Annotated in this window: 13 protein-coding genes and 3 riboswitches; of the genes, 6 read left to right on the top strand and 7 right to left on the bottom strand. The window is 45.4% G+C overall.

Annotated features, from left to right (window positions below; genetic code table 11):
* Positions 1-75 precede the first annotated feature (75 nt).
* The 5 genes from JQX68_RS21885 to JQX68_RS20010 all read left to right on the top strand — a co-directional run bounded on the left by JQX68_RS21885 (position 76) and on the right by JQX68_RS20010 (position 4,151).
* Positions 76-201: a hypothetical protein gene (locus JQX68_RS21885; protein WP_014665931.1), complete on the top strand. Its 126-nt coding sequence runs from the start codon at positions 76-78 to the stop codon at positions 199-201.
* A gap of 277 nt (positions 202-478) precedes the next feature.
* Positions 479-757 (top strand): hypothetical protein, encoded by a 279-nt coding sequence (locus JQX68_RS19995; protein WP_080478290.1) that lies wholly within the window; start codon positions 479-481, stop codon positions 755-757.
* A 129-nt stretch (positions 758-886) separates the two neighbouring features.
* Positions 887-1,375, top strand: a complete 489-nt coding sequence (locus JQX68_RS20000; protein WP_014665933.1) for an LURP-one-related/scramblase family protein — start codon at positions 887-889, stop codon at positions 1,373-1,375.
* Positions 1,376-1,440: 65 nt separating this feature from the next.
* A riboswitch (SAM riboswitch) is annotated at positions 1,441-1,547 on the top strand.
* Between the two features lie 81 nt (positions 1,548-1,628).
* Positions 1,629-2,762 (top strand): 5-methyltetrahydropteroyltriglutamate--homocysteine S-methyltransferase, encoded by a 1,134-nt coding sequence (locus JQX68_RS20005; protein ID WP_136653942.1) that lies wholly within the window; start codon positions 1,629-1,631, stop codon positions 2,760-2,762.
* Positions 2,763-2,830: 68 nt separating this feature from the next.
* Positions 2,831-2,937, top strand: a riboswitch (SAM riboswitch).
* Between the two features lie 77 nt (positions 2,938-3,014).
* Complete coding sequence (locus tag JQX68_RS20010; protein ID WP_205440400.1) at positions 3,015-4,151, top strand: 5-methyltetrahydropteroyltriglutamate--homocysteine S-methyltransferase; 1,137 nt, start codon at positions 3,015-3,017, stop codon at positions 4,149-4,151.
* Positions 4,152-4,200: 49 nt separating this feature from the next.
* On the opposite strand, the gene JQX68_RS20015 is transcribed toward JQX68_RS20010, so the two are convergent.
* The 5 genes from JQX68_RS20015 to JQX68_RS20035 all read right to left on the bottom strand — a co-directional run bounded on the left by JQX68_RS20015 (position 4,201) and on the right by JQX68_RS20035 (position 8,792).
* Complete coding sequence (locus JQX68_RS20015) at positions 4,201-4,974, bottom strand: 3-hydroxybutyrate dehydrogenase (RefSeq protein WP_014665936.1); 774 nt, start codon at positions 4,972-4,974, stop codon at positions 4,201-4,203.
* A 16-nt stretch (positions 4,975-4,990) separates the two neighbouring features.
* The gene (locus tag JQX68_RS20020; RefSeq protein ID WP_014665937.1) at positions 4,991-5,641 is read right to left on the bottom strand and encodes a CoA transferase subunit B; all 651 of its coding nucleotides are present in this window, start codon (positions 5,639-5,641) and stop codon (positions 4,991-4,993) included.
* Entirely contained in the window at positions 5,638-6,354 is a 717-nt protein-coding gene (locus JQX68_RS20025; protein WP_014665938.1) for a CoA transferase subunit A, read from the bottom strand. The genes JQX68_RS20020 and JQX68_RS20025 overlap by 4 nt, the downstream gene beginning before the upstream one ends.
* Before the next feature lie 23 nt (positions 6,355-6,377).
* Positions 6,378-7,793 carry a GntP family permease gene (locus JQX68_RS20030; RefSeq protein ID WP_205440401.1) on the bottom strand — a complete coding sequence of 472 codons (1,416 nt, stop codon included), beginning with the start codon at positions 7,791-7,793 and terminating at the stop codon, positions 6,378-6,380.
* A gap of 150 nt (positions 7,794-7,943) precedes the next feature.
* Positions 7,944-8,792, bottom strand: coding sequence for a methyltransferase domain-containing protein (locus JQX68_RS20035; RefSeq protein ID WP_041521455.1), 849 nt, complete (start codon positions 8,790-8,792; stop codon positions 7,944-7,946).
* 386 nt (positions 8,793-9,178) lie between these two features.
* A riboswitch (purine riboswitch) is annotated at positions 9,179-9,280 on the top strand.
* 127 nt (positions 9,281-9,407) lie between these two features.
* On the opposite strand from JQX68_RS20035, the gene JQX68_RS20040 reads away from it, so the two are divergent.
* Positions 9,408-10,601, top strand: coding sequence for a NupC/NupG family nucleoside CNT transporter (locus JQX68_RS20040; protein WP_014665943.1), 1,194 nt, complete (start codon positions 9,408-9,410; stop codon positions 10,599-10,601).
* Positions 10,602-10,642: 41 nt separating this feature from the next.
* Here the strand turns inward: JQX68_RS20040 and JQX68_RS20045 are convergent, their stop codons facing one another.
* Together JQX68_RS20045 and JQX68_RS20050 are read right to left on the bottom strand one after the other, a co-directional pair.
* The gene (locus JQX68_RS20045; RefSeq protein ID WP_040081349.1) at positions 10,643-11,314 is read right to left on the bottom strand and encodes a DUF3298 and DUF4163 domain-containing protein; all 672 of its coding nucleotides are present in this window, start codon (positions 11,312-11,314) and stop codon (positions 10,643-10,645) included.
* Positions 11,315-11,457: 143 nt separating this feature from the next.
* Positions 11,458-11,742, bottom strand: a complete 285-nt coding sequence (locus JQX68_RS20050; protein ID WP_205440402.1) for a protein YxiS — start codon at positions 11,740-11,742, stop codon at positions 11,458-11,460.
* Positions 11,743-11,749 lie beyond the last annotated feature (7 nt).

Here is an 11,749-nt window from a genome sequence, read left to right on the forward strand (position 1 = left end):
TTTTTTTATGTGAAAATGAAACATTTTAAACACGTCCTCCGTAAAACAAGTATCAACAAATGAGGAGGAAAAACAATGACAAAGCATGCAATTGCTGCAAAGAGCCTATTGAAAAAATGGATCATTTCCAGGCCGCTTAACACGCAAAAGAAATCCAGCCCATTTCAAAAAATCAGAAAAATGTTCAAACGCTTCTTCTGACCAGACATCCAAATCCCCAAAACAAAATCCGCATTCTCTCGTACCGCCCAAATGCTCCGTAATTTGGGTTTTTTGTGTTCAATTCCGCAAAATAGGGTATAAACTAATCAAGAAAGATGACGGCATCCAAAAACAGGTAATTTGAATTACTTTAATTTAGGTTAAAAGTTATATAAAGGAATTCATTTTATCGTCGATAGTAACTATAGAACCAATCATCAACAAGAACAATCACCATAATGCAAGACTATTTTCAGGTCATCAGGTTAGACTGTTTTTGAGGGGCAGTTATTTATTTTTATTTGATTTAGAATTTTTTGAATACTTTTTGACTTTTTATCCGTACAATAGAGAGTACCAAAACTTTTTTTGGGAGGTATGTAATATGATCCTATTTATTATCATCGCTTTATGCGGCTATCTTCTTTTTTCTTTCAGCAAGGACAATCGCCGCAAACCGCAAAAGACAAGCCCTCTTCCAGCAGCCGCATCTCATCACAACAACCTAATCGACCTTGACGCTATCCGCCAAAAACGCCGGATGCATCTTTCCTAATTCTATATTTCAAACGAAAAGGCTGCGGAATGACGCAGCCTTTTAAAATTATGTTGAGATAGAGCCTGAAACCTTTTTATCCTCTATCCGTAATTTCATACAAGGCAAATCCAAAAGGAGACTTCTGCAATGATCGAGTTATTTATGAAACAAAAAATGTTCTCATTTAAAGATGCATTCCACATTTATGACCGGGATGAACAAGAAATCTTCAAGGTGGAGGGGCGTTTTTTCTCGTTAGGGGACTCATTACAAATGACAGATTCATCCGGGAAAACGCTCGTTTCCATAGAACAAAAACTCATGTCTTTATTGCCGCGCTATGAGATTTCAATTGGTGGGAAAACAGTTTGTGAGGTAACGAAGAAAGTAACGTTTTTCAAACCGAAATTTGTGATTTCCGGCCTTAACTGGGAAATCGATGGTGACTTATGGAGGGATGAATTCCAGCTGACGGACGGGGAAAATGTCCGGATGTCAGTGAGCAAAAAGTGGCTCAGCTGGGGTGATTCCTATCATTTGCAGATTGCAAACGAGGAAGATGTTCTGATTTGCACTGCCATTGCTATCGTGCTTGATATGGTTTTATATAACGATGAAGATGAAAGTATTTTCTAAAAAGCATTGACAATTGATCCAAAAGTAATAATATTAAGATAATTGAAATTTAAATATGAAGTTGTACCTTATCAAGAGAGGTGGAGGGACTGGCCCTATGATACCCGGCAACCGCTGTTTCAAACAGAATGGTGCTAAATCCTTAAGAACATTGCGTTCTTGCAGATGAGGCGGAGATTTGATCGTTCAAGCTCTTCCTTACACAAAGGAAGAGCTTTTTACATGCTCAATAATTCAGAAAGAGGCGAATAACATGGCCCACCAAACGAGTGTTGCAGGACAAAAAACAGAAAAACAACGCAAAGCACCTTTCCGCGCCGATCACGTCGGCAGTTTGCTTCGTTCCGCTACGGTGAAGGAAGCCCGGCAAAAAAAAGCGGCAGGTGAGATAACAGCGGAACAGCTTCGTGATATCGAAAATCAAGAAATCACCCGCATCGTGGAAAAACAAAAAGAAATCGGTCTTGAAGTTGTAACAGACGGGGAATTCCGCCGTTCCTGGTGGCATTATGACTTCCTGGAAGGGCTTGACGGTGTGGAGCCGTTCATCCCGGCTGAGGGGATTCAGTTCCATAACGCAAAAACGAAAGCGCGCAGCATCAAAGTGACGGGAAAACTCGATTTTACGAGCCACCCAGCACTTGCTGATTATCAATTTTTACATGAAGTTGCCGGTGGCGCGACACCAAAGCTGACGATTCCAAGCCCGAATATGCTGTTTTTTGGCGAAAAGGCGGATAAAGGCATCTATGACGATCAAGAGGAATATTTTCATGATTTGGCCCAAGCGTACAAAAAGGCAATCAAAGCCTTCTATGATGTTGGCTGCCGTTATCTCCAGCTTGATGATACGTCATGGTCTCTCTTCTTTGAGGAAAAAGGCAGAGAGGTTGTCCGGGCACTCGGAGGCGATCCAGAAACATTGCCCGCCTTGTTTGCCAAAACGATTAACGATGCAGTGGCAGACCGGCCTAATGATTTAACGATCACAATGCATATTTGCCGCGGCAACTTCCGCTCAACCTGGGCGGCATCAGGAGGGTACGACGCTGTAGCGGAAACGATTTTGGACGGCTTAAACCTTGACGGCCTGTTTTTGGAATACGACGATGACCGCTCCGGAAACTTCGATCCGCTCCGTTTTGTGAAACGCAAGGATCTGCAAATCGTGCTTGGCTTGATCACATCGAAATACGGCGAGCTTGAAAATCCTGAGGATGTGAAACGCCGTATCAATGAAGCGGCGCGTTTTGTCAGCTTGGATCAGCTGTGCCTCAGCCCGCAGTGCGGTTTCGCCTCTACAGAAGAAGGCAACCTTTTGACAGAGGAACAGCAATGGGCCAAGCTTCGCCATGTCATCGACATCGCCAACGATGTGTGGAGATAATCTATCATTGACAGAAATAGAAAATGTGTGAATAATAGATACTATCAGAAAATTTCATAAAAAGGTTTTCCTTATCAAGAGAGGTGGAGGGACTGGCCCTGCGATACCCGGCAACCGCTGTTTAACAGAATGGTGCTAAATCCTTTAGAGCAATGATTGCTCTTGAAGATAAGGTTGAGATTGTCACGCAAGCTCTTCCTTATCCAAAGGAAGAGCTTTTTTATATTTGAATGGAAAGAAGGAATGGACAACATGTCACAACAAACAACACCCGCAGAACAAAAATCACTTCAAAGAAAAAAACCGCCGTTTCGCGCGGATCAAGTCGGAAGCCTGCTGAGATCTGAGCCCGTCAAAAAAGCGCGGCTGCAAAAAGCGGCCGGTGATATGACGGCTGAGCAGCTTCGCCAGATCGAAAACGATGAAATCATCCGCATTGTGGAGAAACAGAAGGAAACCGGCCTGAACGTCGTGACAGACGGTGAATTCCGCAGAGCGTGGTGGCACTTTGATTTCCTTGAAAACTTAGATGGCGTTGAGCCGTTTACTCCTGAGCAAGGCATTCAATTCCATAACGTACAGACAAAAGCACGCGGCATTAAAGTCACAGGTGATATCGATTTTTCAACTCATCCAATGCTTGAAGATTATTCATTTCTCCATAGCATTGCCGGTGACGCGACGCCAAAAATGACGATTCCAAGCCCGAATATGCTGTTTTTCCGCGGAAAACTGGAAAAGGATGCGTATAAAAACGACTATCACCTTTTCCAGCATGATGTATCCAAAGCATATAAAAAAGCGATTCAAGCGTTTTATGACAGAGGCTGCCGCTACCTCCAGCTTGATGATACGGCATGGGCCGTTTTCTTATCAGAAAAAGGCTTAAAACAAATCGAAGCGTTCGGAACAACGCCTGACGAGCTTCGCCAGCTGTTTGCGAAATCCATTAATGACGCGATTGCAGACCGTCCGGATGACTTGACGGTAACCATGCATATTTGCCGCGGCAACTTCCAGTCCACTTGGACAGCAGAAGGCGGCTATGACGCAGCAGCCGAAACCATTTTTGACGGCTTGAATCTTGACGGCCTTTTCTTAGAGTATGATGATTCGCGCTCAGGCGGATTTGAGCCGCTCCGTTATGTAAAACGGTCTGATCTTCAGCTTGTCCTTGGATTAGTGACATCTAAATTCGGCGAGCTTGAACATCCGGATGACGTGAAACGCCGTATCGAAGAAGCGTCCCGTTATGTCAGCTTAGACCAGCTTTGCCTCAGCCCTCAATGCGGATTCGCTTCAACTGAGGAAGGCAACAAGCTGACTGAAGAACAGCAATGGGCGAAGCTCCGCCATGTGGTTGAGATCGCGAATGATGTTTGGAAATAAGCAAAGAAAAAACACACTTGATTCCTAGCGGAGCAAGTGTGTTTTTATGTCATTGTGCGGTGTAGCCCCCATCAAGGACGACAGCCTGCCCAGTGACGCCCTTCGCCTTCTCGCTTGCTAAAAACACGGCATAATCCGCAATTTCCTTGACGGAAAGAAGCCGTTTTTGCGGCACAAGCGGAAAAATGACCTCTTCAAGTACCGAGTCGTAAGGGACATTTCTTGCTTTTGATAGATCGCTAAGCTGATTGCGGACAAGCTGGGTATCGACATAACCTGGACAGAGCGCATTGACTGTAATGCCGTGGGGCGCGCCTTCCAGCGCCCCGACTTTTGTGAGTCCAATGACGCCATGCTTGGCGCTATTATAAGCGGATTTTCCCGCAAAACCGACTAAGCCATTAACAGACGCGATATTAATGATTCTGCCATACTGCTGTTTTTTCATGATCGGAAAAACATGCTTCATTGCAATAAAGGGCGCCGTCAGCATAACCTTGATCAGCAGTTCAAAGGTTTCTGTCGGAAACTCTTCAATCGGGGCGACGTGCTGTATACCGGCATTGTTCACCAAAATATCCAAGCGGCCGTATCGTTTTTGGATGGCGTCCACCATATCAGCAACTTGCGCTTCCTTTGTCACATCACACGGAATGGCCGCCGCGTCAAAGCCTTCTTCTGCAAGCTTGGAGGCTGCTTTTTCGCATGCTTCCTGACGGAGGTCTGAAACGATGACGCTGGCGCCTTCACGGGCGAATTCTCTTGCCATTTCGAATCCGATTCCGCCGGCAGCCCCAGTCACCAAGGCGACTTGTTTTCTCATGTCAAACACCTTCCCATTAAGAATTGAGTACAGACTGGCTTACAGCGAAATTCGCTTCTGTTTTTTCATAAACCTCTTCAATTGTGACGCCATCCTGAAGCTCCGTCAGTGTCATGCGGCCGTTCACAAAATCAAAAACAGCCAAATCCGTAATCAGCCTGTGCACGACTTTCTGGCCTGTCAGCGGAAGAGAGCATGTTTTTTTTACCTTTGATTCGCCATGCTTATTGACATGCTCCATGATGACAACGATCCGTTTCGCCCCGTTGACGAGATCCATTGCGCCGCCCATCCCTTTTACCATTTTGCCCGGGATCATCCAATTGGCCAAATCACCCTGCTCCGAGACCTCCATTCCGCCAAGGATAGCCAAATCGATATGCCCGCCTCTTATCATCGCGAATGATTCAGCGCTGTCAAAATAAGAAGCGCCCGTCACTTCGGTAATTGTTTCCTTCCCCGCATTGATCAAATCCGCATCTTCCGTCCCTTCCAAAGGATAGGGGCCGATTCCGAGCAGGCCGTTTTCTGACTGAAGCATGACGTGAACGCCATCGGGTATCTCATTTGCGACAAGCGTCGGCATTCCAATCCCGAGATTCACATTCATGCCGTCCTTGATTTCTTGTACAGCCCGTTTGACCATCCGTTTTCTCGCTTCCTTCACTTCGCCTCACCCTTTCCCGATGCTTGCTGAACTGTTCGCTTTTCAATCCGTTTTTCTTGGCTCGTGCCAAGCACGACATGCTGTACGTAAATTCCCGGCGTATGGATATGATCTGGATCGAGCTCTCCCGCTTCCACGATTTCTTCCGCCTCGGCAATCGTGATCTTGCCTGCCATGGCCGCAACGGGATTGAAATTTCTCGCCGTTTTCCGAAAAACCAAATTGCCCATGGTGTCCGCTTTCCACGCTTTGACGATCGCCACATCGCCGGTAATGCCTCGCTCCAGCACATAAGTCCGGCCGCCGAATGTTTTATGTTCTTTTCCCTCAGCTATGGTGGTGCCGACGCCTGTCGCCGTATAAAATCCCGGTATGCCCGCACCGCCTGCACGAATTCTCTCGGCGAGCGTTCCTTGGGGAACAAGCTCGACCTCAAGCTCTCCGCTTAAAAACTGTCGCTCAAAAATTTTATTTTCACCGACATAGGATGCGATCATTTTCTTGATTTGCCTATTAGCCAAAAGCAAACCGAGCCCCCAGTCATCGACTCCGCAATTGTTGCTGACAACGGTTAAATCCTTTACTCCTCGATTTCTTATCGACAAAATGAGCTGTTCAGGAATGCCGCACAGCCCAAACCCTCCCGCAATCAGCGTATCTCCATCATGAATCAATTTCGCAGCTTCTTTAGTAGATGACAACACTTTTCCCATATTGATGCCCCTTTCGTTTTCTCTTACACTAGGCCGGTCAGGCTGTAAATCGCGATCACAGCAAATACGGCAGCCGTTTTGATGAGCGTGATCGCAAAAATATCGCGATACGATTGCCTGTGAGTCAGTCCCGTCACAGCCAGAAGCGTAATGACGGCGCCATTATGCGGCAGTGTGTCCATCCCGCCTGACGCCATTGAAATGACTCGATGCATCACCTCTGGCGGAATATTGTAAGCCTGAATAGCCTGTAAGTACTGCTCTGACATCGCGCTTAGCGCAATGCCCATACCACCTGAAGCCGAGCCGGTGATTCCCGCCAGCGCAGTTGTCGTAACGGCGCCATTGACAAGCGGATCGGTAAAAGTATGAGAAATTCCGCTGCTCAGCTTATGAAACCCCGGCAGCGCGGCGATAATGCCGCCGAACCCATACTCGGCACCCGTATTCATAGATGCCAGCAAGGCTCCGCCGATCCCTTCATTCAGCCCTTCCTTCATTTGAGCAAACACGCTTCTCCAATCAAATAAAATCGTTGTGATGATGCCGATCACTAAAGCAATCTCCACCGACCAAATGGCAGCGGCTGAAGAAATATCAAGCCTGCCGAACTCCTTTAATCCTATGGAGGAAAAATCAAATCCATTCGGATACCACTTTGGCAGGTAAATGGTGAAGCATTTATTCACTGCACCGACAAGAATAAGCGGGACAAAGGCAAGTGCATCCCGAATCGGGCTTTTGTCCGGTTTAGCACGGGACTCAGTCGATTCAGGCGCAGCATTCTGCGAATCAAAACCGCCATAACCCTCGCCAGATGCCTGCGCTTTTTTCCGCCTTGATTCCAAATAGAGCATCCCAGCTGCCAGCACAATCACTGCGCCCATCAAACCCAGCCAAGGGGCGGCATAAATGTCTGTTTTGAAAAACGCCGTCGGAATGACATTTTGGATTTGCGGCGTTCCCGGAAGCGCGTCCATCGTAAACGTAAATGCCCCTAAAGCAATCGTTCCGGGGATGAGGCGTTTCGGTATGTTTGCTTCTTGGAACATGTTTTTCGCAAAAGGATATACGGCAAATACGACAACAAACAGGCTGACGCCGCTGTACGTCAAGACAGCGCCCATCAGCACAATGGCAAGTATCGCTCTTTTTGCCCCGACAAGCCTGACAATCGTTTTCGCGATCGATGCCGCAAGTCCGGCCATTTCAACGACCTTTCCAAAAATCGCACCGAGCAAAAAAACTGGGAAATACAGCTTAATAAACCCCGCCATTTTCTCCATAAAAATTGATGAGAAAAAAGGCAGCACATGGCTTGGATCTGTCAGCAGCACCGCGAATAACGCACAAATCGGCGCAAACAATATGACAGAAAATCCCCGATACGCCGTAAACATCAGCAAACCTAACGCCAATAGAATGATGATCAGTTCCACACACATCCCCCATTTCCTCCAACTAGAAAGCGTTTACAAAACCTGTCCGCATCGGCTGTTTCCGTCCCCTTTCCATATGTACGAGAAGTGTGGGCCAACTATTCCGATTAAAAAAGGAAAGCCCCTTTTTTCGGAGCTTTCCTCTGCCATTCATTTCATTCCTATCAGGATATCAACATCAACCGTAATATCGGCTGATGTCATTTCTTTCAGCAGGCTGACTCGGTCTTTCGGCGCCGACCAGGCAAGCGGCGTCATCTTGAGAAGCCAGTGGATCGCCTGCCGGTCAAGCGTTTTGATATAGCGGAGCCTGACAGGACGGCTGTGCGCCGCATGTGCTGTAAAACGCTCAACAGCTGCCGCATTAGAGTACGTACGCCTCGGTGAATCAGTATATAAAAATTGCCGTAATTCTAGTAAATAATCGCTTCGCGGCACTACTTTTATGAGCATGCCATCATCCTTCAGCAGTCTATGAAACTCTGCATAATTGGATGGCGAAAAAATAGATAAAACAACATCAAATTGGCGATCATGAAATGGAGCACGTGCCACATCGGCAACCGCCCACATTTGATCTTTGAATGCCTTAGAAGCTTTTACAATCCCATCCTTCGAAAGATCGATGCCGATTCCCATCGCTTCTTTCCCTAAATAATCAAACCCGCAAAGCGCATTCAAATGAGAACCCTCACCGCAACCGCTGTCCAGGATGGTGAATGCCTCTTGACCAGATTTGGGATGGCTGATGAGTTCTGCTATCGTATCATGGAGCGGCTCAAAAAAACCACATTCTCCAATCAGCCTGCTTCTCGCTTCAAAAAGCTCGGCACCGTAACCGGATTTGACCGGCTTCGTCAGGAAGTTCACGTAGCCGTGCCGAGATAAATCAAATGTATGCCGCCGTTCTGTACAAATCAAGCTTTTTCCTGATGCCGCATCCATGGAAGAACCGCAGAGCGGACATCGAAACAAGCTGAAATCAACGGTTTGCTTCATGATAAAAAACACCTCATTCATTCATTTTTAGATAAATGAAAAAGGCATAGACAAATAAACCTAGGCCTATCTCAAAAATTGGCCAGGTCTGGCAGTTTGTCTACACCTGTCATTATCTATAACGAATGAATTGGATAATCATGAAAAAAACTCCCTTTTTGCTGTATGGGTTTCCCCGTTTCCATGATACAACAAATCTCCAGGAGCTGGAACCTTATCGTGAAGAAAAATCAGTACTGACATGCTGGTATCCTGCCAAAATCATATCAACATAGCAATCCAGCATGTTTTTCCTTTATTTTCTCATTTCAGAATATAAATTTTATTATTGTGAAAATAGTTAAAAAGGTTGATTTTCAAAAAGTGAAAGGATAAAATACTGCTATCATCTTAGAAAAAGACATTCTTGTATATGATCAGTAATATGGTCTGATTGTTTCTACCTAGTAACCGTAAAAAACTAGACTACAAGAAAGTTTGAATAAATTTGAACGAGTTGAAAAGGACAAGTTCTTTTCTGTTTGCTCTTATTTTTCACACTTTCTGCACTTCCAGAATTTGTGAAGGATAAGAGCTTTTTTTGTTTCCATAATAACCCTCATAGGAGTTGCTATCATGTACTTTTTACTAAACCTTGTTGGTCTCATTGTGATTATGGCAGTTGTATTCCTATGTTCTCCGCAGAAAAAGAAAATCAAGTGGCGCCCGATCATGACGTTAATTGTTCTGGAATTGCTGATTACTTGGTTTATGCTGGGAACAAAAGTCGGGAGCTGGGCCATCGGTAAAATTGGTGATTTCTTCACTTGGCTGATTGCTTGCGCCAGTGACGGTATCGCGTTTGCCTTTCCGTCAGTGATGGCGAATGAAACAGTAGACTTTTTCTTTAGTGCGCTTCTTCCAATTATCTTTATCGTCACATTCTTTGATATTCTAACATATTTCGGAATTTTGCCTTGGCTGATTGATAAAATCGGATGGGTGATTTCAAAGGCTTCCCGCTTGCCGAAATTAGAAAGCTTTTTCTCTATTCAAATGATGTTCCTGGGAAATACCGAGGCACTTGCGGTCATCCGCCAGCAGCTTACGGTATTAAATAACAACCGCCTGCTTACATTCGGTTTAATGAGCATGAGCAGCATCAGCGGCTCTATTATCGGATCTTACCTGTCAATGGTGCCGGCGACATACGTGTTTACAGCGATTCCTTTAAACTGCTTAAATGCGCTGATTATCGCAAACCTGCTGAACCCTGTTCACGTGCCTGAGGATGAAGATATCATCTATACACCGCCTAAAGAAGAAAAGAAAGACTTTTTCTCTACGATTTCTAACAGTATGCTTGTCGGCATGAACATGGTTATCGTAATCCTGGCCATGGTGATCGGATATGTCGCACTAACGTCAGCAGTGAATGGCATTCTTGGCGTTTTCGTACACGGCCTGACCATCCAGACGATTTTTGCTTATCTGTTCAGTCCGTTCGCATTCCTGCTTGGATTGCCAGTGCATGATGCGATGTATGTTGCTCAGCTGATGGGTATGAAATTGGCAACGAACGAGTTTGTTGCGATGCTTGACTTGAAAAACAATCTTAAATCCCTTCCGCCTCACACCGTTGCGGTGGCGACGACATTCCTGACGTCCTTCGCAAACTTCAGTACGGTCGGCATGATTTACGGCACGTACAACTCGATCCTTGACGGAGAAAAGTCAACGGTCATCGGGAGAAACGTGTGGAAGCTCCTCGTCAGCGGAATTGCGGTATCTTTATTAAGTGCTGCGATTGTCGGCCTGTTTGTGTGGTAGAAACATTGAGCCATATCCCTTTTCGGATATGGCTCTTTTGATTATTGATAAATAGAGGCTGGAACCTGCACATCCCGAATTCCTGCTACATAAGGCCCCAAGTCATACTGGCCGAAGACGATGGCGATCCCGTTTGCCGTAAAGTAAAACATTGTGTTTTGGTTTAGGGTTATATCCTCTTTCTTTACATCAGGGAAAAACAGCTCATCGTGTTTTTTGATATAACTATACAGATAATCTCTCGTTTTGCTGACTTTTGTTTTGGTGTTCAGAATCTGATTCAGCGTCACGCGCTTTTGTGTGTTCAAGTCATAGTTGAAAGACTGAACAGACGTTAAACCATGGGCACCGCCTGAATAGATATAATTGAGCGTTTGAATGCTGAGCTTGCCCGCCGCATTGTACTTGACGCTGAAGGATGTTTGATATTCCGTTTTGAAGCCTTGTTGTTCACCTGCTTTTTTGTTTTTCAGATATTCCTGATACGATTGTTCAATGTAGGCTTTCAGCTCTTGATTGATTTTCTTTTCAAAAGCGGCATTCCCGATGTGATGCACTTGTGGATACTTTAATTCCTTGATTTTTTTGTACGTATGGGTGCTGACAGTTGGTTTTTTCGTTTGAACTGCGTTTAAAGATGGGGCTGCATATGCAAATACGGAAAAAAGCAAGACTGCAATCCCCGCAGCTTTCAGTATGTTTTTCCACTTCATTCGATCTCCTCCTTTGATGTCGCTGTTTATCATTCCCTTATTTAAGCAATTCACACTTTTATAGACTGATTAAGTCGAAAGAAGTTTCTAGGTCTAACAGCATGATTTTTCCCACTAAAAAAGAGACACAGAATGTCTCTTTTTTATCGCCCGGAAATCGCTTCATGAACAGCTTGTGCCAAATCTGTATTTCCGAACATCTCTAATACCGCAATGACAGTCTGGTTCGGAATGTGCTCTGCTTCGTGTTTTGGCACGACCAGATCGTCTATGGTTTTTTTCAAGCTTTCATTCAGCTTTTGCTGCGGATACGCTTTGGCGTACAGCTCCATCGGATCAAGGTCATGGTTCACGCACCATTGGGCAAACACCAAAATCATCATATTTTCGTCGCGTTCGTAAGCTTCAGCGAGCTGTTTTTCGTTCATTTGTCAT

This window comes from Bacillus sp. LJBS06, from assembly GCF_016924995.1.
Lineage (GTDB): Bacteria > Bacillota > Bacilli > Bacillales > Bacillaceae > Bacillus > Bacillus stercoris.